Source organism: Methylophaga muralis (assembly GCF_001720165.1).
GTDB lineage: Bacteria > Pseudomonadota > Gammaproteobacteria > Nitrosococcales > Methylophagaceae > Methylophaga > Methylophaga muralis.
Genome location: NZ_MCRI01000013.1, coordinates 35,198 through 58,989, shown reverse-complemented (window position 1 = coordinate 58,989; position 23,792 = coordinate 35,198). Strand labels below are relative to the sequence as shown.

The following is a 23,792-nucleotide window of genomic DNA, read 5'->3' as shown; positions in this document are numbered from 1 at the left end:
CGAAGTAATTATCACCCGTGACTTTGGCAGATCACTCCGCTTCTGTCACGATGATCAGACGTAACGCATCCAATTTTAACTCAGCATGTTGAAGAAACTGTTGCAGTTGCTGCTGCTGGGCCTGCATCGCTTCAATTTCTGCTGGTTTGATGTGACTGTTTTTTTCAGCGAGATGTTGCAATCGCTGTATTTCATTGTCGGTCAACTGCGTCATGCTACCAATCGCTTGTTCTATCAAATGTTTTTGGTGTTTGACGGCTACTTTTTTGCTTGAATCAATCAGTGAATCAATACGTTCGCGGGCCACTTGCACCATTTGTTGCGCGGTGTGTTTGGGGATCCGGCCTGCCAGTTGGTTCATATCCTGTTCGGCCAACTGGTCTTCCAATTGCCGCCCTTTCTCATCTATGACGAGCCGCAGATACGATTCAGGTATAAAGCGGGTGATATTAAACTGTTTTGGTGCCGGACAGTGCATGACAAATGCCACTTCCAATAACAGGCTGCCGGCTGGCACCAGATTACTTTTCAACTGACAAAATGCGGTATTACCGAGATCTGAACTGATAACTGCGTCCATCGCCGATAACACCAAGGGATGTTCCCAGCTCAAAAAGGCCATATCTTCGCGGGATAATGCCCGGGCGCGTTGATAGGTTGCCGTCAGACCGTCTTCCGGCAAATCAATTTCATCACTGCGTAATTCATCACCGCGTTGCAGAATAATGCTGTCAGCGCTATGGGCCTGCTGTTCAACGCCATAGGCATCAAAGAAATCATCCATAAAATCTGCCAGTTCAAGCGGACTACTGGCTTCATCTACCTGCATCAGAATTTCTTTTGCAGCAAATTCATCATAAGAATTCATGGTCAACAGTCGATCCCGACCTTGGCTGAGATTTTCGCGTAGTTGCTGCTCTGCCTTTTGTGTGTCTTTAAGTAATTTGGCAAAGGCTTTTTTATCAGCTGGGTCTTGCAAACATTGTTCAAGCCGTTCGGCAAATTGCTCACGTAACGCACTGCCGGTTTTGCATACCGATTCAAACGCATTTAAACCTTGGTGGTACCAGTCCAGTAATAATTGCTGAGCAGTATTTTGATAAAACGGCAGCACGATATTAACGGTATTACGTTGACCAATACGATCCAGACGGCCGATGCGTTGTTCCAACAGATCCGGATTCAATGGCAGATCAAACAACACTAAATACGAACAGAACTGAAAGTTTCGGCCTTCACTGCCAATTTCCGAGCAGATCAGGATCTGTGCGCCCTCTTCATCATCTGCAAAAAATGCCGCAGCGCGATCGCGGTTAATCAAAGTCATGTGTTCATGAAAAACACTGCTACGCACGCCATGTTGCAAACGCAGATGTAATTCCAGCTGCTGTGCGGTTTCAGCATTGGCAGTGATTAATAAGGTTTTTTCACCGCGATGTTGTTTCAACCAGTCAATCAGCCAATCTACTCGTGGATCCAGTTCCAGCCAGTTTTCGCCTAATAGCGTTTCTGGTTGTACCAGATGAGTAAGTTCGCTGTTGTTTTCCGGTGAAAACGACTCTGGAGCATCCAGGGGAAAAGTTGTTAACTGACGCTCGGGAAAACCTTTCACAGTATCGCGGGTATTACGGAATAAAATTCGTCCGGTGCCGAATTGATCGAGAAATTGTTGTTTGGCTTGTTCACGTGATGCTTCAAATTCGTCTGCAGAACTGAGCGCTTTCAGCAGCGTTTTATCCAGATAGCCCGCCAAGTCTTTGTTTAAGCTTTTGTTCGCAGCAAACTCGCTGGCGGATTCAACTGCCATCAGTTGATCCAGCAATAGACTTATCTGCTGATATTTCTGCTGTTCCTCGCGAAACAGATCCAAATCGTAATAACGATCCGGATCCAGCAGTCGCAGCCGGGCAAAGTGGCTATCCATGCCCAATTGTTCAGGCGTGGCGGTTAACAACAATACCGAAGCGATCTGCCCAGCCAGTTTTTCAACCAGTTGATAACCTTCACTGCTCTGTTCAACATGCCACTGCAGATGATGCGCCTCATCCACCACCAACATATCCCAGCTCGCCTGCAATACATCGTGTTGCATTGCAGGATGCGCTTCCAGCGTCTGTAAATCGGTTAATACTAATTGGGCGCTATCAAACGCATTGCCTTCGTCCAATTCAACCAGCGCTTCATAACGCTCTGCATCAATTACCGTAAACGCCAGATTAAAGCGGCGCAGCATTTCCACCAGCCACTGATGCACCAGTGCTGAGGGAACAATCACTAATACCCGACTGGCACGACCCTGCAGAATTTGCTGATGCATAATCAAACCGGCTTCAATGGTTTTACCCAAACCCACTTCATCAGCCAATAAAACACGAGTGGAAATACAATTAGCCATTTGTGAAGCGATATAAAACTGATGCGGCAGACATTGCACTCTGGCACCCAACAGACCAAATACCGGCGATTGATGCAAACGATGAGAAAACTGATGGGTGCGCAGCCGCAATTGAAACTGACGATTTTTATCTATCTGGCCAGCAAATAAACGATCTGTGGCCTGACTAAACTGCACATAACTGTCCAGATCCATTTCATGAATGCTGATAGCTTCACCGTTAGCGCTTTCACCCTGATAGATCACACAGCCATTTAAAGGATGTTTTTCACTGATGGTGAACTGTTGTCCGTTACGTGTTTTAACTTGTTCACCAACGGAATAATCGACTCGACTTAAAGGCGCATTATTTGCTGCATAACTGCGCTGTTCATCAGCTGCCGGAAAGGCAATTTCAATGCGTCTACCGGTGACTTCGGTGATGATACCCAGACCTAACTCGGCCTCGCTGTTACTGACCCAACGTTGGCCAACTGCAAAACTTAATTCTGACAAACTGTATTACCTGATGATTGATTGAACGGTGAACGAAACGTTGCTCTGCATAGCACGCGAGCAAAAGATGGCGATATGGTAAATTGTCGGGCTGTATTTTCCTATAGCAAATAAAATGTCCAGCCAATTTTTTGTTCTACGCACGGCGTCCAATGTCGAATCGGAAATTAAGAAATCGCGGTTTGTCGGTGTTGCCATGTCTTGTGACAGCGAACAATCTGCGTTAAAACAACTGCGACAATTGGCAGCACAACATCCATCAGCCAATCATCTGGCTTTTGCCTGGCGGATCCGCGCAGCAGAAGGTTTTATTACAGAACGTTTTTTTGATGCCGGTGAACCGTCCGGTACAGCAGGCCGACCGATTTTGGCGCCATTACAAGGCGAGGATTTGATAAACACGGTGGTCGCCGTTATTCGTTATTTTGGCGGTGTGAAATTAGGCACTGGTGGCTTAACCCGTGCTTATGGCAATGCGGCCAAACAAGCCATTGATGCCGCCGGGAAACTCCCTTGGGTAGAAATGGCGCAACTTAAACTGCAGATTGATTACAGCCAACTACAAATGCTGGAATATCAACTGAAACAGATTCACGGCCGCATCGTCGATCAGCAATTTACCGATATGGTTACCGTCGTAATCGAATTACCAGCACAACATTTAACCGCTGTACGCGAACAATTTAGTTAATAAAAGTAATTAATCTTTGATTAGCTTCAACTGAACTAAAACCAAATTGTTTCTGAATGAAATGCAAACTGTCGTGATGATAGAAAAACACATGGGTGATATCGTTTTTGTAGTGCCACCTGGCAAAATCGACGCTGTTCTCAAATAGTTGAGTCATGCAAAACAATTTTCCGCCGGGATTTAACAACGATTTAAGCCGGGCGAATTCCAATGCCGGTTGATGAAAATGTTCAATAACTTCGCAGCAGATAATAAAATCATATTGTTCGACTAACACGCTGTTATCCGGATGAAAAACCGGGTCATAAAGCTTTGTTTGATAGCCTTTTTCGCTGATAATTTTGCTGATAACGGGCCCAGGACCTGCACCAAAATCCAAACCAATTTTGTCTGGCGGTATTTGGCTTAGGATGGCCTCAGTGATTGGGGAAACAAACTGCTGATAACGCGGATCGTTAACATCATTTTCATGGGTCAGATACAACGCTGTTTCGCTTTCACGATCCGGCAGATGGTGTTTATCCATCTGCACAGCATGACACTCATTGCATTGCCAGTAATCGCGACCGCGCCAGTGTTGATAAAAATCTACTAGCGCGGCACATAAGCGGCAATTATTCTCGGCCCAGGGTTTCACAACGGTAAAAAGCTGGTCAGCAATCCTATCAAACCACCGAATACCCCACCCCAGACAACTAACCAGCCCAGATGCTGACGGATCAAATCCTGAATCATCTGCTTGACCATTTGTGGCGTCAGCTCATCCAGTCGACTGTGCACGATGGCATAGATCTGCCGATATAAATCATCACTGACTGGTCCACTGCTGAGTTTGTCACGCAGGTGCTGCTGAAAATGTTCGCTATGGGCAATATCGTTGAGTGACTGCTGCATTTTGCGAATAAAAGGCTCTTTTAAGGGTTTAAGTGCTTTGGCTCCCCCCACCATCGACAGCATACTGCCAAAGGAGGATTCCATAATGGTGGCGACCAGATTATCAAATACCGGATTCAGATCGGTTTGGTCGATGATTTCAGAAAAATCCAGTTGGTTTTCACGTTTGTCATCCAGCATTTCACTGACAAAACGATCCAGATTCTGTTGGTTGAAAAACTGTTCCATCACCAGTTTTTCGATGGCACTACGAAACTCACTAAACCGTGCCGTAATCACCCCCGATCCATATAAGCCGGGCACTTTTTCAAATAACATATGAATCGCCAGCCAGTTGGTTATGCCACCGGCCAGTGCAAACATTCCCGTAGCTAACACTGGCTCACGCCACGGTGAAGCAAGCATTAAACCTACGCCAACCACGACAGCGGCGCAGAGATTCGTCAATAAACTCTTATTCATAGGCGGCTTTTTCTAGTTAATCTTTGGTCCAGCGGGTTAACGCTTCAATGATTTGTTGCGCTTGATCACGGCTTGAAATATTGAATTTTGAACGTTGGCCATATTCGCCATTACGTTTTTGATAGCGACGAATTGTATATTTGTCTGGACCAAACTCACCGGTTTTACGATCCAGATCCTGATAACGAAACATCACCGTTGCCCAAGCACCTTTGGTCAGCACAACTTTATCCAATTCTTTAACTGTGGTGACATCGCCTTCTTGATAGGTCACCGTTAACTCATCAACTGTTTCTGACATAAGCTTTATATTCCTTTGATTTAATTAAAAAACTGTTTAAGCGCGCTGTATAAGTACCAGGTATCCCGGCTACCTGCGAGCTCGCGAATTGAATGCATGGCAAAGGTTGGCACACCGATATCCAGCGTTTTTACGCCTATACTGCTGGCAGTGATTGGACCAATGGTGCTGCCACAAGCCATATCGGTACGAACCACGAAATCCTGTAGCGGCACTTCAGCCAGTTCGCAAACCTGTCGAAACCGGGCACTGGTTTCGCTATTAGTGGCATAACGCTGATTCACATTGCTTTTGATGACTGGGCCATTGTTCAAAATTGGTCCATGTTGCGCATCATGTCGATCTGCATAATTTGGATGAATGCCGTGTGCATTATCAGCGGAGATCAACAGTGACTGTTGAATCATTCGTTGAAAGCTTTCGTTGTCCTGTGCCAATCGCTGCAGCACTGAAGGCAGAAATGTACCCTGCGCGCCACTGGTCGACACACTACCGACTTCTTCATGATCGGTACACACCAATAAAGTCGCTTTGTCTTTCGAGCCAGCTAACAATGCCTGTAAACCGATATAACAGCTAAGTAAATTATCCAGTCGCGCGGCACTGATAAAGTCTTCATTAAGACCCACTAATGCAGCGGGCTGGGTATCGTAAAAGCAGATTTCATAATCCAGAACTTTACCGACAACCTCATCACCGTGCTCTGATCTGAGCTGTTGCTCTAGTAACGCGCGAAAATCTGGCTTATCACCCTCTTCAGTCTGCAACACAATCGGCGGTAAATGCAGTTGTGGATTGATACTGCGGTTTTGATTCACTTCCCGATCCAGATGAATCGCCAGACTGGGAATAATCGCTGCAGGCTTAACGAAATTAATCAGGCTATGGCGTAACTGATTATCAGCATCGACATAACTTACCCGGCCAGCCATTGATAAATCACGGTCAAACCACGGATTTAGTAACGCCCCACCGTATACTTCAACTCCCAGCTGCCAGAATGAATGTTTCACAGTCTCAGGTTGCGGTTTCACTTTTAAACACGGGCTATCGGTATGCGCCCCGACCATTTGAAATCCTGCTTCTGCGATAGCTTGTTCAGGCAGATTAAACGCAATGATTGATGAGTCATTGCGGGTAACAAAATAACAACCTGCCGCTAGCTTTCCCCAACTGTCTTTTTCATCGAGCGATTGATAACCGGCGGCGATTAAAGCCGATTGCATATTCGCTACCGCATGATATGGCGTCGGTGATGCGTCAATAAAATCAAGTAAACCTCGATTGAGATTTTGGGGAGATAGGCTGCTCATGATGAATTCCGGAGTCTGTAACGTGGCGATATGTTAACGATTTTGGCGCAGTCAATGTGACAAATTCGTGGGATAAATTCAATCTTCAATGACCTGACCGCGATAGATGCGTTTACTTTTGCTTTTTTTCGGTGGTGTATCAGCTGATGATTCAATAACGGGTTTTACCGGTTTTGGTCGTGTTTCCTCGGGATCTTGTTCAACGATAAGATGACCGCGATACATTCGTGGGGTTTTTGTTGCAATGTGAGGTGCTTCGATTGCTGCAGTCTGCTGACGTCGCAACCCCAAGGCAGCGAAGATATCCGCCTGGTCTTCAATATTGGCGCGTTCGCTCAGTGGCATTCTGAGTGTGCTGTTAAAGCTGGTGCGTTCTATCAATAATCTGGGTAATAAATTAGCGACAGCTATACCTTTGACAGAACCAAACGCCATCGCTTCAATACGTCCCTGTTCGAAAATGATATGACAGGCTTTGTTATCAGCTGTTGTTAAAAATAAGGTGCCGCTTTTTTGCTCGTTACACAGTGTTAGTAATCTGTTCAGAATTTCTGTTGTCTCAAGCATAAGTCCCTCATTCTGTATCGTCCTCTTTTTTAGAACGAATGATGCGTCTGGCATTGCCGCCGTGAAGACGGCATCGATCTGCCAAAGCACCCAATGACCATGCTTCAGGTTGGCGTATAGCCACTGAACGTTTGCACTTTTTGCCTCCTGGCAGCCGTGCACCGCATGGCGGACGATAACGTTTAATTTTTTCCCAACCTTCCAAGGTTTGGGTCGCTTTGCGAATCACTTTAACTTCACGGGGCGACAAACTGTTTTGATCGACTGGTCGCGTTTTTTCGTCAGTTTGACGCCACCAATAACGTACTACCGGCAATGGCAGTCCGAATCGACGGGCAAGATCATCAGGTTTTCGGTAAATTTCCATTTCAAGCAGCGTCAATGCAGCTTGTTCAAGACGGGCGGTAAAGTCGCGACTTTCTTCAGGTGTCATGCGGATAAACGGGTGGCTGCAGAGCTATGACCTCTTCGGTTAAATCAATATCATCGGATTCGCTGATAGCCACATGACGCACTGAAATACCGGCATCAATCACAGATTGGGGATCACCGGTAATCAATGGATGCCAATCAGGTAAGGGTTCACCTTCGGCAAGTAATCGATAGGCACAGGTATCGGGTAACCAATCAAAAAAGTGTGCCTGCTCGACGCTGAGTTGAATACAGTCCGGCACCGTCTTTTGACGATTAGCATAATCCTTACAGCGACAAGTTGAAATGTCCAGCAATTCACAGGCAACGCGGGTGTAATACATCCGGCCATCGGCATCATCTTCAAGTTTATGCAGACAACAGCGCCCACAGCCATCGCAAAGGCTTTCCCACTCGGTATGTGTCATCTGTCCGAGACGCTTGTGTTTCCAGAATTCGGTAGATGTTTTATGCTGGTCAGTCATGAATCAATCAGTCTTATTGTCTTCGCTGCTCAGCACGCTGATACAGCAATTTAAACCGCAATCAATTTTAGTTGCGGGAGATGCGGCCAGGTCGTGCCTGAACGAAAGCCAAGATACCAGATCCCAGTCGCTGACAACACCATTTGAACAATCACAATTACAGCATATTCATAGTGTCGATCTGGCGGTTATCAGCGATTTAACGGAAACATTACCGTTGCAGGCGGGACAACAATGGCTAGGCTATTTACGTAATTTGCATGCCCCGCATATCATTTTGATCACCGATCCTGCGCAAGCTCAGCAACAAGGTTGGCAATTTCGAGATTATCTGGCGATGGGACTACATCATATTGCAGGTACCAACGATGGATTGCAGTTGTTCAGTTATGCTATTGAAAACTACCAGCCTAAACGTGATTGGCTTAATAGCCGCTTTTGGGCGAATCCGGAAAACTATGACAAATATCGCTGGTAAGCTGTCATCAGATTGTCATCATATCCCTCTAGTTTGCTTGGGGATTATTGAGTAACTCAATGAGCACTCGTAAACTTCAAATGCTGCACAAATTATTAATCAACTTTTTAATAAGCCACCAAAATGGAAAACATGGAAACACAAATTGACTTGAATAGCTCCGAGCTTTACCTGAATCGTGAGCTGAGTTTGCTGGAATTTAATTGGCGCGTATTACAACAAGCCTGGATCCCAGTGTTCCATTATTGGAAAGACTGAATTATTTGTGTATATCCAGCACCAATCTGGATGAGTTTTTTGAAGTACGTGTTGCTGGTCTGATCCAACAAATCGAAATTGGCGACCCTTATCTTGAAGCTGATCAAATCAGTGCTCAAGAAGCATTGAGATTGATTAGTGCTCGGGCCCATGAATTGGTTGATGAGCAATATAGCGTTCTTAATAACGAATTGTTGCCCCTATTAGAACAGGAAGGTATTAAGGTGCTTGCACGGCCAATGTGGAATGCTGAGCACAGTGCATGGCTGGAACAATATTTTCGTGATGAAATTCAGCCAATCCTAAGTCCAATCGGATTAGATTCATCCCATCCCTTCCCCCGTCTACTCAATAAAAGTTTAAATTTCATTGTATCGATGGATGGCAAAGATGCCTTTGGCCGCAATATTGGTTATGCCATTTTACAGGCACCTCGAGCTTTACCGCGTGTCATTCAATTACCCGCCGAATTTTGTGAACCGGGTCAATATCACTTTGTGTTTTTGTCATCGATCATTCACGCGTTTGCCGATGATTTATTCTTCGGCATGAAAATCAAAGGCTGCTATCAATTCCGGGTAACGCGTAACAGTGATCTGGCCATTGATACCGAAGAAACCAGTGACTTGCTGGCAACCATTGCTGATGAATTGACGCATCGTAATTACGGTGACGAAGTACGGCTTGAGATCGCCCATAACTGTCCTGAAGAAATGGTTACTTTTTTGCGTGACCAATGTGCTATGCAACAGGAAAACGTTTATTTAGTGAATGGCCCTGTGAATTTAAGTCGGTTGCAAGCTCTGCATTCGATAGTGGAACGTTCCGATCTGAAATTCAAACCATTTACCCAAGGGCGTCCCAACGGTTTGACGTCCGAGGTCGAAATCTTCGGCTTGTTAAAACAAAAGGACGTGCTGTTACATCACCCTTTTCAATCATTTACCCCTGTCATAGATCTGATCAAACAAGCGGCTACTGATCCCAATGTATTGGCAATTAAACAAACGCTATACCGCACCGGTGCTATTTCACCGATTGTCGATGCTTTGGTCTCAGCCGCACATGCCGGAAAAGAAGTTACCGTGGTTATTGAATTACGGGCACGTTTTGATGAAGCCGCCAACGTGGCCCTGGCCGCTAAATTACAACAAGCTGGTGCACATGTGGTGTATGGCATCGTCGGTTATAAAACCCATGCCAAAATGTTGCTGATTTTACGTCGTGAAAACAACAAATTACGTCGTTATGTTCACCTTGGCACCGGAAACTATCACCGCAATACTTCACGCATTTACACTGATTATGGTTTGTTGACATCAGACAAGCAGATCGGTGAAGACGTGAACAATCTGTTTATCCAACTGACCAGCCTTGGCAAAATTCCCAAAATGCACAAATTGATGCATGCGCCTTTCAATCTGCATCAGGGTTTACTGGATAAAATTGATCGCGAAATTGCTCACGCTGAAGCAGGCAAAAAAGCGCATATCATAATCAAGGTCAATGCCTTGGTTGAGCCAGAAATGATTAATGCTTTCTATCGCGCATCAATTGCCGGCGTTAAAGTTGATTTGATTGTCCGCGGTATCTGCACGTTAAAACCGGGCGTTCCAGGCGTTTCAGAAAATATTCAGGTACGCGGCATCATCGGCCGTTTTCTGGAACATACTCGGGTATTTTATTTTGAAAATGGCGGCGAAGTTGAAGTTTGGGCTGGCAGTGCCGATTTGATGAAACGTAACCTGTTGCGCCGTGTAGAAACCTGTTTTCCGATTGAATCCAAACGTTTGCAAAAGCGTGTTATCGAAGATTTAAACCTATACCTTGCAGACAATACACAAGCATGGATTTTATCTGCTGATGGTCGTTACCAGCGTGCTGAACGCAAAGAAGGTGATGAAATAATCAGTGCACAAACGGCTCTGCTTGATGAGCTGGCGAAAATAAATTAATCATGCAAATCATCGCATTTTTTAATCTCAAAGGCGGCGTGGGTAAAACTACCTCCGCGGTTAATATTGCCTGGCAGGCAGCCAATCAAGGTATTCCCACCCTACTATGGGATTTAGACCCACAAGGTGCTGCCAGCTGGTTATTACAGCGTAAAAGCAAACCCAAAGCAGAAGCCAAAAAATTGTTGTCAGGCAAAACGCCGATTGGGGAGTTAGTCAAAAACACCGATTATCCATCGCTGGATATTATTCCTGCTGACTTTTCATTTCGCCAAATGGATTTGGATCTGGCTAAAGCTGGCGATAACAAAAACCAATTAGCTAAATTGTTAGCGCCATTTGGTGAAAGTTATTCGTTAATCGTGTTGGATTGTCCGCCCAGTTTTTCTGAACTGACCGAACAAATGTTTGCTGCCGCAGATGCGATTTATGTGCCGATTATTCCCAGCCATTTATCGATGCGTACCTTTGAACAGACCCGCGATTTTTTCAAAGAAAATAACCTTAAACCCAAACGTCTACATGCTTTTTTCACGATGGCCGATCGCCGTCGCAGTCTGCATCGTGTCATGCTGGCGCACCCACCCAAAGTACTGAAACATGGTCTGAAAACAGCTATTCCCTATGCCGCCGTGGTGGAAAAAATGGGTGAAGTCAGAGCACCTTTAGCGGCTTTTGCAGCGAATTCTGCTGTCAATAAAGCCTATGAAGCATTATGGGAAGAAATTAAACTCACCCTCGATACTTCAAGTTGATTTTTGTATTTTCCAGCAGTAATGAATCTTTGAATTTCGTTCAAAATCAATTGGCAACGTTGCTTTGCTAATGTCTTTTATATCTAACCCTTTCAAGGCTGATCCATCTAATTTGAAATCACGACGGTTGGTAGAAAAGAAGATTTCACCACCTTGATTGAGCATTCCGGCGACTTTGTAGAGCATATCGATATAGTCACGTTGAATATCAAAAACCCCTTCCATTTTATTGGAATTGGAAAATGTCGGCGGATCGACAAAAATCAAATCAAAGCGAAGTTCTTTTGTGGCTGGATCATTCAACCATGCTAATACGTCAGCACGAATAAACTGATGCTGTTCACCAACAAAGTTATTCAGCTGCATATTATCTTTGGCCCAACCCAGATAGGTATTGGACATATCAACCGTGGTGGTAGATTTGGCACCGCCTGCAGCAGCATAAACCGTCGCACTACCAGTGTATGCAAACAGATTTAAAAATGCCTTACCTCTGCTGGTTTCTGCCAGCATTTGTCGGGTAATACGGTGATCCAAGAACAAGCCGGTATCCAGATAATCGGTCAGATTAATCCAGAACCGCAGATCATTTTCCCGCACTTCAAAACGCTGACGTAATGCCGCCTGAGATTCGTATTGATTGGAGCCACGTTGTTTCTGGCGTAGTTTTAAAGCCACTTTATCTTTATTCACACCCAAAACAGCAGGAATAATTTGCATCACTTCATCCAGCCGTTCGCTGGCTTTTAACGGATCAATATCGGCTGGCGGAGCATATTCCTGCACATGTACATAGTCACCATAGATATCAATGGCTACGGCATAATCCGGTAAATCGGCATCATAAACACGGTAACAATCGAGTTGGTTTTTGCGTGCCCATTTCGCCAAATGGCGAACATTCTTTTTTAATCGATTGGCAAACATTTCAGCTTGTGGGGACACATTTTCCACCACATCACTACTAGCAACTGGTTTTGGTTTGCTCTTGGGTGTTTTGTCCCATGGTGACGGGGAAGCAGCCATTTCCTGCTGCACCGGTTTGGCATCACGCCGTAATGGTTTAGGGGCACGATATGACAATACTTCACAGGCAATCGGCCCGTTATCAAACGGTTTGCTGTCAAACATGGTCAAACCAGTAAATTTACCCAATTGAGCATTATCAGTGATGATAGTAGTCCGCCATGCAGGTAAATGCTGATTGACTAAATCACCGAGGTTTTCATAAATATCGTGCAACGAGTTGGTATCACCAATACGTTGACCGTAAGGTGGATTCGAGACTAACAAGCCAACCTCTGGCAGCGTTTGGGCTACTGTTGTCCAATTTTGCAGATCGCGATGAATTACCTGAATGCGATCACTGAGTCCTGCTGCTTCGATGTTAGCCTGCGCTGCTGTTACAGCCGTTTTATCCTGATCGCCGCCCATGATCATCGGCAAACGTGCCAGACCACTTAGGCGTCGTCTTTCAGCATCGGCTTTTAATTGTTGCCAAGCGACTTTATCGTGCTGTTTCCAGTAGAGAAAACCAAAATAATCACGTTGTAATCCCGGTGCGATATCGGCTGCCATCAGCGCCGCTTCAATCAAAAATGTACCACTACCACACATCGGATCCAATAATGCCCAGCCTTCTCGGGCAAGTTTTGGCCATTCAGCAGAGAGTAATATAGCCGCTGCCAAATGTTCTTTTATCGGCGCATTGGTTTGGCTGACGCGATAGCCACGTTTGTGCAGGCTTTCACCGGACAAATCGAGACTAACAATCGCTTGATTATGTTTAAGATAAACGTTGACCCGCAGATCCGGTTGATGCAAATCGACTGAGGGTCTGGTACCGAACAGATCGCGTAATCGATCCACAATGGCATCTTTAACTTTCTGCGCACCAAATTGTGTGTGGTGAATTTTCGAGCGAAAACTGTTGAAATCAATGGCAAGAGTGGTGTCCTCCGCATCGATATGTTCTTCCCAGGCTAGTTCTTTTATACCGTTGTAAAGCTGGTCGGTAGTTTCAGCAGAAAAATGCGCTATGGGCATCAACACCCTGACGGCGACCCGTGACCATAAACAGACTTGATAAGCTTCCTTGAGACTACCGGTAAAACGGATACTACCCGCCTCTGTTTTGAATTGTTTGATACCGATTTGCTTGAGCTCGGCTTCGAGCAGCGGCAACATGCCACGTGCTGCGGTGACGGTGAACTTATGTTTAGTCATGAAACTATCCTGATATAATCACGGCATTTTAATACAGGTAGCACTTCACATGGCAGTCAATGATAAACAACGCCGATATCTGAAAGGTTTGGCCCACCCGCTAAAACCTGTCGTAATGATTGGAAACGCGGGTCTTACTGAAAACGTTTTGGCTGAAATTGAAAACGCGTTGGCGTTTCATGAGCTGATTAAAGTGCGTGTCAGCGGACAGGAAAGAGCGGATCGCAAACAAATGCTGGATGAAATTGCCGAAAAAACCAAAGCGGATCTGGTTATGGTGATTGGTCATATCGGCGGTTTTTATCGTCCGGCTGAAAAACCACGTATCGAATTACCACGTTAATTAAGTCATTTAGCTGTCCAGGAATTCTGCATGATTCAAAAACCAGCAGAAACAGAACAAAAACTCGCTTCGATTATTGCTGAGCGTTGGAGTGGCAAGTCATTCGATGCTTCCCAACCAGTAAGTGACGAGACCATTACTGCACTCTGTGAAGCAGCTTTATGGGCACCATCTTGTTATGGCGAAGCCCCTTGGCGTTATGTCATCTGTAATAAATTTGATGATGCAGCAAGTTGGCAACAGACTCTGGAATGCTTATCTCCGGGTAATCAGACCTGGGCGGTTAATGCACCATTATTAATCGTTACTGCCTCACAAGCTAAATTCACCCACAACGGTCTTGAAAACCGCTGGAATGGTTACGATACCGGCGCAGCAGCCTGAATTTATGTTTGCAAGCTACTGCAGTGGGATTAATGTCTCATCAAATGGGTGGCTTTGATGCCGATAAATTGCGTAAGTCTTTATCCATTCCCAGTGAAATAAACCTTTGGTCAGTCATTGCTATTGGCTACCCTGCTGCACTTGATACATTGACAGCAGAACAGTTAGAACAGGAACTAAAGGCCAGACAACGGCGTCCATTAAGCGAACATTTTTTCATCAATCGTTGGTCTGATTAACGCGTTATTCTTGAAATTGAGGAAAGTACAATGAAATCAATGGTGATTATCACAATCCTGAGTTTTTTCAGTACATCTGCTTATGCTTACAACAAGATTTATCTGAAAAGATTACTCGAACAGAACCAATGTCATCATTGCGATTTAAGTGAAGCACCGTTAGAAGATCATGATCTGCAAGCTGCCGATATGAGCGAATCCAATCTCAAAGGCATTAACCTTAAAAATGCCAATGCCAAAGGTGCCTGGTTTACTCACTCCCGCATGCATGGTGCCCAACTTGAAGGTGCCAATCTCAGTAATTCGTTAATGGATTACAGTCAGTTGATAGATGCCAATCTTAAAAATGCCATCCTTGACGGTGCACACCTGATTTTCTCAGATATGACGGGAGCTGATTTGACCGGCGCATCAATGGAGGGTGCCCATGTCCGGGGCATTAAATATTGTAATACCACTATGCCTGATGGCAGCATAAACAATGATGGTTGTTAGAACCGGTAATATTTCCCGAGATTTAAAGATAAATTCCCGACAAGTTACCACTGACATTTGATTCAGTTGTAGATAGTATATGGCAGAGAAAATCTGCCATAGGAATTAGTTTTGTTGCTGAAAAAAATTTTATTTGTCTGTTTGTTGGCTCCTGTTTTGTCTTACGCTGCTCCCGTTACATTGGTTTTAACCAATGGTGATCGTCTTCAAGGCGATTTATTAGAGCGCAATCAGGAATCTCTTACGATTAAACATCAACTGCTCGGTGAAATGACCATCAGTACCAATACGGTCTCAGAGATCAAGACCGATTATGAAGCCCTGGCGCAGCAAACTCCCACCACTGAGCAGTCAACTCCTCAACCCTATGTCGAACCAGCAGGCCTGGTAGCAGCAGCTGAGCCAGAAGACTCTGGTTTATTTGGCACTGGTTGGTTATCTGACTGGGAAAGACGTTTTGATTTAGGTCTGACCGGCAGCAGAGGCAAATCTGATAACAGTAAAGTAAACGTAGCATTTAACGCCGACCTGGCAACTGAAAGAACCCGTATCAATAGCAGAACTGCTTATTTTTATGCTAAATCAGAAGATGAAACCTCTGATAACAGCTTTTTTACTTCCATTAACCGCGACTGGTTGAAGCCAACAACTCCTTGGTTCATGTTTGCCGGTGGTCGCTTTGATATCGATAAATTCAAAGATTACGATTACCGGGTAAATGCTAACAGCGGTTTTGGTTATGAATTTGCAAACTCCGAAGACTTTTTATTCGTTGGTCGTTCAGGTGTGGGTTTTAATAAAACTTTTGGCGGAGAACGCCAAGAATTCACTCCTGAGGGTTTATTAGGTCTTGAATCTCGCTGGCGGATTAATGCAGCTCAACGTCTGGCACTGGCCAATACGTTCTATCCAAGTTTTGATTCCTTTGATGCTTATCGTAACGTGACTACTTTTGATTGGATCCTGGATCTCGACGAACGTGCCGGCGTAGCCTTAAAAGTGGGTATGACCAACGAATATGATTCAGAAACTGAAGATAACATCAGTAAAAATGATTTCAAATATATGTTGTCACTGTCTTGGAGTCTGTAAAGACGTCTAATCTCACATAGCATCGATGCTAAATGTATGATTCAGCCCTCAGGGCCATTGCATGCGTCCGGGTAAATTGAAGATCAGTGAACAACCTACAGCAACAACTAGAATCACAAATACAAAATACAATGATTGCCGACCAGCACAAGCTGCGTCGGCGCTTATTGCAGTTGCAGAATAAATCCGCTAATGAGTCAGAATGGCTGAGCCTGCAACAACAAATTGAACGTTCCTATCAACGTTATCAGTTACGACGAGATAATCTCCCCAAACCATCCTTAAATGCTGATCTTCCGGTTATCGAACGTCGCGAAGATATCGCCAAGGCAATTCAGCAACATCAGGTAATTATTCTTTGCGGCGAAACCGGCTCAGGTAAAACCACTCAGCTTCCGCAGATATGTCTTGATCTGGGTCGAGGCGTCGGTGGGCTGATTGGTCATACTCAACCACGCCGTATTGCGGCCAGAACTGTCGCCACCCGAATAGCCGAAGAACTGAAATCTGAAATTGGTGAATCAGTAGGATATAAAGTCCGATTTCATGATCAAGTGAAGGCAGATAAAAGCTACATCAAGCTGATGACGGACGGCATTCTGCTGGCCGAAACGCAGAATGATCCATATCTCAGCCAATATGACACACTGATTATTGATGAAGCCCACGAACGCAGTCTGAATATCGACTTTTTACTGGGCTATCTGAAACAACTGCTGCCTAAACGCCCCGATCTGAAACTGATCATCACCTCAGCCACTATTGATACCCAACGTTTTTCAGAGCATTTCAATAATGCACCGGTGATTGAGGTCAGCGGCCGCACCTACCCTGTGGAAATCCGTTATCGGCCGTTAATGAGCCGTGATGATGACAGTGAAGATCTGGATTTTATTGATGGTATTGTTCAGGCTGTCGATGAATTGTGTCGTGCCGGTCCCGGAGATGTTTTGATTTTTCTTTCCGGTGAACGTGATATTCGTGATGTTTCTGAAGCCCTGCGTAAACATCATCCACCCAATACCGAAATACTGCCGTTATTTGCCAGGCAATCCGCCAGTGAACAGAACCGTGTGTTTAAAACCGGTGGGCCACGACGCATTATTCTGGCCACCAATGTCGCTGAAACCTCGCTAACGGTACCGGGCATTCGCTACGTGGTAGACCCCGGTCTGGCTCGTATCAGTCGTTACAGTGTGCGCAATAAGGTGCAACGGTTACCGATTGAGAAAATCTCGCAGTCCAGTGCTAATCAACGCTCCGGTCGTTGTGGGCGGGTTGCCGCTGGTATCTGTATTCGTCTGTATGACGAAGAAGATTTTGCAGCCAGACCCGCGTTTACCGATCCGGAAATTCTGCGTACCAACCTGGCCTCAGTCATTTTGCAAATGACGGCGTTAAAACTCGGCGATCCAGCTAAGTTTCCGTTTATCAATCCCCCGCCACCGAAGATGATTAATGATGGTTATCGGTTACTGGAAGAACTAAATGCCGTTAATGACAAACGACAAATCACTGAAATCGGCCGACAGCTGGCGAAACTACCGATTGATCCCCGTATTGCCCGAATGATTCTGGCAGCAAATGATCAGAGTAGTCTCAATGAAGTTTTGGTGATCGCCAGTGCTCTGAGTATTCAGGATCCGCGTGAACGGCCAATGGATAAACAACAGGCTGCTGATGAAGCACACAGTAAATACAAAGATGAACGCTCGGATTTTTTGGCCTTCCTCAAACTATGGGATCTGTATCACGACCGGCAAAAACATTTAAGCCAAAACAAGTTTCGCAAATACTGCAAAGAAAATTTCCTGTCATTTCTGCGCTTACGCGAATGGCATGATATTTATCAACAGCTGCATGTTCAAACCACTCAAATGGGCTTTAAGCCAAATCAACAACCGGCAGAGTATCAAGCCATTCATCAAGCCCTGCTCAGTGGTCTGCTCAGCAATGTGGCCATGAAGGCTGACCAGCACAGCTATGCCGGAACACGAAATCTGAAACTGAAAATTTTTCCGGGTTCTGCCCTGCACAAAAAAGGGCCGAAATGGATCATGGCCGCCGAGCTGGTTGAAACCGGACAACTCTATGCACGGATTGTTGCCAAAATCGAACCCGAATGGATCGAGCCGATTGCTGGTGAATTGGTCAAACGCCAATACAGTGATCCCCATTGGGAGAAAAAGCCGGCACAGGTTGTTGCATTCGAAAGTGTCAGTTTATATGGCCTGCCAATTGTTAACCGGCGCAAAATTCACTATGGCCCTCTGGATCGCCCTACGGCTAATGAAATATTTATCCGTGAAGCGCTGGTCAATGGTGAATTCAACTGCAATGCAGCATTTTTCAAGCATAACCGTCAGTTGATTGATGAAATAGAACTGCTTGAGCAAAAGTCGCGGCGACGTGATGTGCTGGCAGATGAAGACACCTTGTTTGCCTTTTATCAGCAACGCATTCCTGGCGACATTATTAATGGCCATGGCTTTGAAAAATGGCGCAAACAGGGTGAGAAAAAAGACCCGAAATGTCTGTTTATGAGTCGTGAGATTCTGATGCAGCACAACGCCGAACTGGTGACGGTGGATAGTTACCCAGATCAATTGCTGGTAAACCGGGTGCCTTTGCCTTTGGAATATCATTTTGAGCCTGGCAAGCAGCATGATGGGATCACTCAGACTATTCCACTGTCGCTGCTCAATCAAAGTGATGCTGAGCGTTATGAATGGCTGGTGCCTGGGTTACTGCGCGACAAAGTTATCTTTCTGCTGAAAAGCCTGCCTAAATCATTGCGCCGACATTTTATACCAGTACCGGATTATGCCGATCGTTGCCTTAAAGCGCTGACACCATACGAAGGCGCTTTATTACCAACATTAAGCGATCAGTTGCGCAAAATGAGCGGTGTGGAAATCAAACCTGATGACTGGCGTCTCGAAGATCTGCCACTGTATTTAAAAATGAATTTCAAACTGGTCGATGAACAAGGCCAGTTATTGGCTGAAAGTCGGGATTTAAATCAGTTAAAACAGGACTGGTCAAAAGAAGCGGCTGCCAGTTTCCGGCAATTACCCGATTCAGAATATGAAAAAACCGGCCTGACTGGCTGGGATTTTGAGGCATTTCCCGAACATATCGTGATGCAGCAAAATGGTCTGGAAATGACCGCCTACCCTGCTTTGGTCGACCGGGGTGAACATGTTGATCTGACCTTGATGGATACCTTGCAACAGGCGAAATCGTTTTCAGCTTTAGGGCTGAGAAGACTGTTTATGCTGGCAGAGAAGGATAAAGTTAAATACCTGCAGAAAAATCTGCCGGATATTCAGAAAATGTGTCTTCACTATGCCAATGTGCCAGCAGCCCCATTTGAAGAAAAAACAACGCAGCAAATCACGCCATGTGAGCAGCTGAAACAGGATTTGATTGCGGTGGCATTTGATCGATGTTTTTTAAAAGATCAAGACTGGCCACGCGACAAACAACAATTTGAACAGCGGCTACAACAACGCAGTAGTGAACTTATCAATACTGCCAATCAACTTGCCAGACTGATTGCAGAGCCATTGAGTGAGTATCACGCCATTGCCAAACGCCTGTCTGGAAATATCCCATTAGCGGCGATGCATGCGGTCAAGGATATCCGCGAGCAATTAGGTTATCTGCTGTATCAGGGGTTTGTGCATCACACACCGGATGAAGCCTTACAACGTTTACCGGCTTATTTTCGTGCTATCGGTGCACGTTTAGATAAACTCAAGACAGATCCAACCAAGGATCGCCAGCGTCAAATGGAAGTCCAACCTCACTGGCAACGTTATCTGAACAATATCAAACGTGCTGACAATGAAGCCATGCAGCAATACCGCTGGATGATTGAAGAGTTGCGTATCTCGGTTTTCGCTCAGGAAATCGGTACTGCCTATCCAGTCTCAAGCAAACGACTTGATAAGCAATGGTCCGAGTGCTAAAAATTCATCCTTAAATTTCATAGCCATTCAGTATCAGTTCAGTTAAATATTGCTACCCTGAATTTCATTTCGATGAGTGGGGTTTGCGCCATGCCAAAATACCGCTGCACTATAAGTCAGATCGGCTATGTTTCCCCAACGCCATTCTCTCGAATATTTAACAGTAACTATTCCCAAAATAAGATTGTTCTCAACCATGCTGGGTCTGTTCTAGATAATGTCATGCTAAGCTCACCAGATTGTATTTATTTAGATGGTCGATAAGCCGTTATGAATTTACGTTTTACAGTTTTCGTGTTTTTTTGCTGTTTTGGCTTGTGGTTTGAGCCAGCCCAGGCTCAGGCTGGCTATAAAGTCACTGAGGGAAATAAACTGGATCCGCAAACCTATCGTGGATATTTACTTTATCGAAACTGGTGTGCTCGCTGTCATGGCACATTCGCCCAAGGACTTGCAGGACCTAATTTAGCAAATAGCCTGAATCAAGCTTCTAAAGAAGAATTCATGCAGGTTTTGTTTAAAGGAAAAAAAGGCCGGACAGGCATCATGCCCGGCTTTCAAGATAATCCCCAGATCGTCAATGGTCGTGAACAACTCTATAGCTATTTACGTGCACGTGCGGACAACGCCATCGGACCCGTAATGCCAGAACAGGGTCCAAAATAATGCATTCACTGACTGCTCGCAGTTTGTTATTATCCAACCATAACAAGCACAATAAAACTAAGGTTATTACATGAAATTTTCCTGGTATCTGCTAATAATGATTCTCACCTTACCGTTATCAGGGTATAGCGATCACTTACCGCCGGAAGCGGAAGCCGGAACCAGCATTAATGATATCGCTCTACCATTGACTAAAAAAACGGCCGCAGAACTGGCTCAGGTTGAATCGGGTGGCCGGGTTTTATCCGTCGATCAAGAGCAATATCAAAACCATACAATTTTTCGCGTCAAAGTATTGCATCAAAATGGTAAGGTAAAGACCTACCGACTGGATCGGGATACCGGATATCAAATGCAATAATTTATGCGTGTTTTATTAATCGAAGATGAACCCCAACTACGTGAACAGATAGGCCAGCATTTACGTCAACAACAACTTACTGTTGATATGAGTGCGGATGGCGAAGACGGATTATATCTGGGCTCAGAATATCCATACGATGTCGCCGTTATTGATCTTGGCCTGCCAAAACTTTCCGGCATCGAGGTTATAAAAAAGCTTCGTGAACAAAATATTACCTTTCCCATTTTAATCTTGACGGCTCGTGGCCGTTGGCAAGACAAGGTTGAAGGTCTGGAAGCCGGTGCAGATGATTATTTGGTCAAACCCTTTCATTTTGAAGAGTTATTGGCGCGGTTAAATGCTTTAGCTCGCCGTGCGGCTGGGTGGACAAACTCCACGATGCGCTGTGGTCCGGTAGAACTGAATCCTGCATCACAGCAAGTCATGGTTAATCAAATTGCTATTGATTTGACGGCATTTGAATACCGGTTATTACATTATTTAATGCTGCATGCCGGTGAAGTCATTTCTAAAACTGAACTGACAGATCACATTTATGAACAGGATCAGGATCGTGACAGCAATGTCATCGAAGTATTTGTTAAACGGCTGCGTAATAAGTTGGATCCGGATAAATCTTTAAACCCCATTGAAACCCTTCGCGGCCGTGGTTACCGATTAACGTTGCCTCGTGAATAAATTCACTCTGTCACTGACCAATCGCCAGTTAATCGCCGTAACTTTGGTATTAAGTGCTTTTCTGGGAATCTCGGCGTTCAGTTTATTTAATGCTTTTGCCGGCAATGCCGAGACGGCGCAGAAACAGCGTTTATTGAACTATGTCTACACCCTGCTTACTGCTGCAGAAATGAGTCATGACGGCAAATTAATCATGCAGGATAAGCTGGCAGAACCAAAGTTTTCCATTCCTAATTCCGGTCTTTACGCACAGATTACCAGTGGCGATACCATTGTCTGGCAATCGCCCTCGGTTATCGGATTGTTTCTCGCTCTTCCCTATCACCCCGGCCCATCTGAACAGTTATATAGTCAGATAAATCTTGATAATGGCATGAAATTACAAAATCTGGCCTTCGGTATCGTTTGGGAAAATGACGATGGCGAGCATTTTGATTACACCATAAATGTTTCTGAAGACCAGCACATGCTGGAAGCACAAATTGACGAATTTCAGTTAAATCTTTGGTATTGGTTGGGCGGTACTGGTTTGATGTTACTGATTGCACAATGGTTAATTCTCCGCTGGAGTTTGCAACCACTGCATAAAGCCGCTGCTGATCTACATGCGATTGAATCCGGTAAACAACAGCGTTTGGGGGATGATTATCCTAGCGAACTGCAACAGCTCACCCGCAATATCAACAACCTGCTTGATCACGAGCAATCTCGCCGGCAACGCTACAAAAATTCACTGGCCGATCTGGCTCATAGCCTGAAAACACCTTTAGCATTGTTAAGATCTGAGCTGGAAAGTTGTGATGATGTGGTCGCCTGCAAATTGACGGGCGAAGAGCAATTAGACCGTATCAACGCTTTAGTCGACTATCAACTACAACGTGCAGCCACTGAGGGTAAAAGTAACCTTCTGGCACCAGTATCGATTGGAGAAATCATCAATAAACTGATGAACTCACTGAAAAAAGTCTATCAAAGCAAGAACATTCATACTCAATGTGAAATTGAACGAGATGCCATGTTGCATGCCGATGAAGGCGACATGTACGAACTGCTGGGTAATCTGCTGGAAAACGCTTTTAAATACTGTAACCATCAGGTCAACATCGTATTACGTCAGCAAGATCGCAGAATTGTCGTGCGTATCGAGGATGATGGCCCTGGAGTGCCCGCGCATGCCAGCGCTGATATTATCAAACGCGGCAATCGCATAGACACCCAGATTGAAGGTCAGGGATTAGGCTTGGCCATTGCCAGTGATATTGTTGAAGCTTATCAAGGAAAAATCAGTGTACAGCCAAGTTATCTAGGCGGTGCTTGCTTTCTGATTGAGCTAATCGATCATTGATTTTGCTGTAACTGTTGGAGATACTTAAACAGTAAACGAGCCGATTTTGGTGGCTGTTGTTTGGCGGCTTCCTGCTTTGCATTACGCACCAGCTGCCTCACATGTTGGTTATCAAAATCTTCAAATTGCTCGCGTAACTCCGCCATCACCGTATCGTCTTCAACCAACAAACGATCACGCCATTTTTCCAATTGGTGAAAGTGGTTGGTTTGTGCCTGCAGCGGTTGTTTAAGCTGATCCAGTTTCTGCTGAATTTCTTCATGATCCAGTCGAGCAATGATGCCTCCGATATAACCTTTCTGACGTTTTAAGGCGCCTTTGCTCATGGATTGGGCGTTGATCACGGCTTCAGTTAAATCTTCGTCCAGTTCCAGCTTTAATAAATCTTTTTTAGGCAAATCAATCAAGTCCTCGCCTAATTTTTTCAGTTCATCAAGCTCACGTTTAATACGTGATTTACTCTTGGGAATCGAAGACCAATCAAATTCCTCATCAAGGTGATCCTGTTCAAATTCTTCATTCATTA

The 23,792-nt window shown here is 45.0% G+C and carries 23 protein-coding genes and 1 pseudogene; 14 read left to right on the top strand and 10 right to left on the bottom strand.

The features are described 5' to 3' along the window. Positions 1-31: 31 nt before the first annotated feature. Positions 32-2,890, bottom strand: coding sequence for an RNA polymerase-associated protein RapA (gene rapA / locus A9E74_RS07305; protein WP_069295983.1), 2,859 nt, complete (start codon positions 2,888-2,890; stop codon positions 32-34). Between the two features lie 115 nt (positions 2,891-3,005). Between rapA and A9E74_RS07300 the strand changes: the two genes are divergently transcribed. Next, the gene (locus tag A9E74_RS07300) at positions 3,006-3,581 is read left to right on the top strand and encodes a YigZ family protein (protein WP_069295982.1); all 576 of its coding nucleotides are present in this window, start codon (positions 3,006-3,008) and stop codon (positions 3,579-3,581) included. Here the strand turns inward: A9E74_RS07300 and A9E74_RS07295 are convergent. The 7 genes from A9E74_RS07295 to A9E74_RS07265 all read right to left on the bottom strand — a co-directional run bounded on the left by A9E74_RS07295 (position 3,574) and on the right by A9E74_RS07265 (position 8,014). After that, complete coding sequence (locus A9E74_RS07295; RefSeq protein WP_069295981.1) at positions 3,574-4,218, bottom strand: class I SAM-dependent methyltransferase; 645 nt, start codon at positions 4,216-4,218, stop codon at positions 3,574-3,576. The two genes, A9E74_RS07300 and A9E74_RS07295, sit on opposite strands and share 8 nt — an antisense overlap. Further along, a complete protein-coding gene (locus tag A9E74_RS07290; RefSeq protein ID WP_069295980.1) occupies positions 4,215-4,937 on the bottom strand; it encodes a DUF445 domain-containing protein in 723 nt (240 codons plus the stop codon). The genes A9E74_RS07295 and A9E74_RS07290 overlap by 4 nt, the downstream gene beginning before the upstream one ends. A 16-nt stretch (positions 4,938-4,953) precedes the next feature. Beyond that, positions 4,954-5,238 carry a hypothetical protein gene (locus A9E74_RS07285; RefSeq protein WP_014707111.1) on the bottom strand — a complete coding sequence of 95 codons (285 nt, stop codon included), beginning with the start codon at positions 5,236-5,238 and terminating at the stop codon, positions 4,954-4,956. A 20-nt stretch (positions 5,239-5,258) separates the two neighbouring features. After that, positions 5,259-6,551, bottom strand: coding sequence for a M18 family aminopeptidase (locus tag A9E74_RS07280; protein ID WP_069295979.1), 1,293 nt, complete (start codon positions 6,549-6,551; stop codon positions 5,259-5,261). A 78-nt stretch (positions 6,552-6,629) separates the two neighbouring features. Further along, positions 6,630-7,118: a hypothetical protein gene (locus A9E74_RS07275; RefSeq protein WP_069295978.1), complete on the bottom strand. Its 489-nt coding sequence runs from the start codon at positions 7,116-7,118 to the stop codon at positions 6,630-6,632. 7 nt (positions 7,119-7,125) lie between these two features. Beyond that, positions 7,126-7,551, bottom strand: a complete 426-nt coding sequence (locus A9E74_RS07270) for a hypothetical protein (protein WP_069295977.1) — start codon at positions 7,549-7,551, stop codon at positions 7,126-7,128. Then, positions 7,541-8,014, bottom strand: coding sequence for a YcgN family cysteine cluster protein (locus tag A9E74_RS07265; protein WP_069295976.1), 474 nt, complete (start codon positions 8,012-8,014; stop codon positions 7,541-7,543). Before A9E74_RS07265 ends, A9E74_RS07270 begins: the two co-directional genes overlap by 11 nt. On the opposite strand from A9E74_RS07265, the gene A9E74_RS07260 reads away from it, so the two are divergent. The 3 genes and pseudogenes from A9E74_RS07260 to A9E74_RS07250 all read left to right on the top strand — a co-directional run bounded on the left by A9E74_RS07260 (position 8,013) and on the right by A9E74_RS07250 (position 11,460). Continuing rightward, positions 8,013-8,492 (top strand): DUF6231 family protein, encoded by a 480-nt coding sequence (locus A9E74_RS07260; protein ID WP_069295975.1) that lies wholly within the window; start codon positions 8,013-8,015, stop codon positions 8,490-8,492. The two genes, A9E74_RS07265 and A9E74_RS07260, sit on opposite strands and share 2 nt — an antisense overlap. A gap of 132 nt (positions 8,493-8,624) precedes the next feature. After that, a pseudogene (ppk1, locus tag A9E74_RS07255) lies at positions 8,625-10,705 on the top strand (polyphosphate kinase 1). Between the two features lie 2 nt (positions 10,706-10,707). Further along, on the top strand, positions 10,708-11,460 hold the full coding sequence (locus A9E74_RS07250) for a ParA family protein (RefSeq protein ID WP_069295974.1): 753 nt from the start codon (positions 10,708-10,710) through the stop codon (positions 11,458-11,460). Here A9E74_RS07250 and rlmKL read toward each other — a convergent pair. After that, complete coding sequence (rlmKL, locus tag A9E74_RS07245) at positions 11,452-13,686, bottom strand: bifunctional 23S rRNA (guanine(2069)-N(7))-methyltransferase RlmK/23S rRNA (guanine(2445)-N(2))-methyltransferase RlmL (protein ID WP_069295973.1); 2,235 nt, start codon at positions 13,684-13,686, stop codon at positions 11,452-11,454. The genes A9E74_RS07250 and rlmKL overlap by 9 nt on opposite strands. Positions 13,687-13,735: 49 nt before the next feature. Between rlmKL and yhbY the strand changes: the two genes are divergently transcribed. The 10 genes from yhbY to A9E74_RS07200 all read left to right on the top strand — a co-directional run bounded on the left by yhbY (position 13,736) and on the right by A9E74_RS07200 (position 23,266). Continuing rightward, positions 13,736-14,029, top strand: coding sequence for a ribosome assembly RNA-binding protein YhbY (gene yhbY, locus A9E74_RS07240; protein ID WP_069295972.1), 294 nt, complete (start codon positions 13,736-13,738; stop codon positions 14,027-14,029). Positions 14,030-14,059: 30 nt separating this feature from the next. Then, positions 14,060-14,413: a nitroreductase family protein gene (locus A9E74_RS14725; protein WP_245652095.1), complete on the top strand. Its 354-nt coding sequence runs from the start codon at positions 14,060-14,062 to the stop codon at positions 14,411-14,413. Between the two features lie 32 nt (positions 14,414-14,445). Next, positions 14,446-14,652, top strand: coding sequence for a nitroreductase family protein (locus A9E74_RS14720; RefSeq protein ID WP_245652094.1), 207 nt, complete (start codon positions 14,446-14,448; stop codon positions 14,650-14,652). A gap of 30 nt (positions 14,653-14,682) precedes the next feature. Beyond that, a complete protein-coding gene (locus A9E74_RS07230) occupies positions 14,683-15,147 on the top strand; it encodes a pentapeptide repeat-containing protein (RefSeq protein WP_069295971.1) in 465 nt (154 codons plus the stop codon). A gap of 111 nt (positions 15,148-15,258) precedes the next feature. Further along, a complete protein-coding gene (locus A9E74_RS07225) occupies positions 15,259-16,239 on the top strand; it encodes a DUF481 domain-containing protein (RefSeq protein WP_069295970.1) in 981 nt (326 codons plus the stop codon). Positions 16,240-16,325: 86 nt separating this feature from the next. Further along, positions 16,326-20,213, top strand: coding sequence for an ATP-dependent RNA helicase HrpA (gene hrpA, locus A9E74_RS07220; RefSeq protein ID WP_084002989.1), 3,888 nt, complete (start codon positions 16,326-16,328; stop codon positions 20,211-20,213). A gap of 270 nt (positions 20,214-20,483) precedes the next feature. Continuing rightward, positions 20,484-20,879: a c-type cytochrome gene (locus tag A9E74_RS07215; RefSeq protein ID WP_069295968.1), complete on the top strand. Its 396-nt coding sequence runs from the start codon at positions 20,484-20,486 to the stop codon at positions 20,877-20,879. 70 nt (positions 20,880-20,949) lie between these two features. Further along, positions 20,950-21,240, top strand: a complete 291-nt coding sequence (locus A9E74_RS07210; protein WP_069295967.1) for a PepSY domain-containing protein — start codon at positions 20,950-20,952, stop codon at positions 21,238-21,240. 3 nt (positions 21,241-21,243) lie between these two features. Next, the gene (locus A9E74_RS07205; protein WP_069295966.1) at positions 21,244-21,921 is read left to right on the top strand and encodes a response regulator transcription factor; all 678 of its coding nucleotides are present in this window, start codon (positions 21,244-21,246) and stop codon (positions 21,919-21,921) included. Further along, complete coding sequence (locus tag A9E74_RS07200) at positions 21,914-23,266, top strand: ATP-binding protein (RefSeq protein ID WP_069295965.1); 1,353 nt, start codon at positions 21,914-21,916, stop codon at positions 23,264-23,266. The genes A9E74_RS07205 and A9E74_RS07200 overlap by 8 nt, the downstream gene beginning before the upstream one ends. On the opposite strand, the gene yjgA is transcribed toward A9E74_RS07200, so the two are convergent. Continuing rightward, positions 23,260-23,790 carry a ribosome biogenesis factor YjgA gene (yjgA, locus tag A9E74_RS07195; protein WP_069295964.1) on the bottom strand — a complete coding sequence of 177 codons (531 nt, stop codon included), beginning with the start codon at positions 23,788-23,790 and terminating at the stop codon, positions 23,260-23,262. The two genes, A9E74_RS07200 and yjgA, sit on opposite strands and share 7 nt — an antisense overlap. Between the last annotated feature and the right edge of the window lie 2 nt (positions 23,791-23,792).

Bases quoted from the DNA above. Each gene is read 5' to 3' on its own strand.
- A9E74_RS07300 (WP_069295982.1), top strand. From the start codon at position 3,006: ATGTCCAGCCAATTTTTTGTTCTACGCACGGCGTCCAATGTCGAATCG.
- A9E74_RS07290 (WP_069295980.1), bottom strand. From the start codon at position 4,937: ATGAATAAGAGTTTATTGACGAATCTCTGCGCCGCTGTCGTGGTTGGC.
- A9E74_RS07285 (WP_014707111.1), bottom strand. From the start codon at position 5,238: ATGTCAGAAACAGTTGATGAGTTAACGGTGACCTATCAAGAAGGCGAT.
- A9E74_RS07280 (WP_069295979.1), bottom strand. From the start codon at position 6,551: ATGAGCAGCCTATCTCCCCAAAATCTCAATCGAGGTTTACTTGATTTT.
- A9E74_RS07275 (WP_069295978.1), bottom strand. From the start codon at position 7,118: ATGCTTGAGACAACAGAAATTCTGAACAGATTACTAACACTGTGTAAC.
- A9E74_RS07270 (WP_069295977.1), bottom strand. From the start codon at position 7,551: ATGACACCTGAAGAAAGTCGCGACTTTACCGCCCGTCTTGAACAAGCT.
- A9E74_RS07260 (WP_069295975.1), top strand. From the start codon at position 8,013: ATGAATCAATCAGTCTTATTGTCTTCGCTGCTCAGCACGCTGATACAG.
- A9E74_RS07265 (WP_069295976.1), bottom strand. From the start codon at position 8,014: ATGACTGACCAGCATAAAACATCTACCGAATTCTGGAAACACAAGCGT.
- A9E74_RS07250 (WP_069295974.1), top strand. From the start codon at position 10,708: ATGCAAATCATCGCATTTTTTAATCTCAAAGGCGGCGTGGGTAAAACT.
- rlmKL (WP_069295973.1), bottom strand. From the start codon at position 13,686: ATGACTAAACATAAGTTCACCGTCACCGCAGCACGTGGCATGTTGCCG.
- yhbY (WP_069295972.1), top strand. From the start codon at position 13,736: ATGGCAGTCAATGATAAACAACGCCGATATCTGAAAGGTTTGGCCCAC.
- A9E74_RS14725 (WP_245652095.1), top strand. From the start codon at position 14,060: ATGATTCAAAAACCAGCAGAAACAGAACAAAAACTCGCTTCGATTATT.
- A9E74_RS14720 (WP_245652094.1), top strand. From the start codon at position 14,446: ATGTCTCATCAAATGGGTGGCTTTGATGCCGATAAATTGCGTAAGTCT.
- A9E74_RS07230 (WP_069295971.1), top strand. From the start codon at position 14,683: ATGAAATCAATGGTGATTATCACAATCCTGAGTTTTTTCAGTACATCT.
- A9E74_RS07215 (WP_069295968.1), top strand. From the start codon at position 20,484: ATGAATTTACGTTTTACAGTTTTCGTGTTTTTTTGCTGTTTTGGCTTG.
- A9E74_RS07210 (WP_069295967.1), top strand. From the start codon at position 20,950: ATGAAATTTTCCTGGTATCTGCTAATAATGATTCTCACCTTACCGTTA.
- A9E74_RS07205 (WP_069295966.1), top strand. From the start codon at position 21,244: ATGCGTGTTTTATTAATCGAAGATGAACCCCAACTACGTGAACAGATA.
- yjgA (WP_069295964.1), bottom strand. From the start codon at position 23,790: ATGAATGAAGAATTTGAACAGGATCACCTTGATGAGGAATTTGATTGG.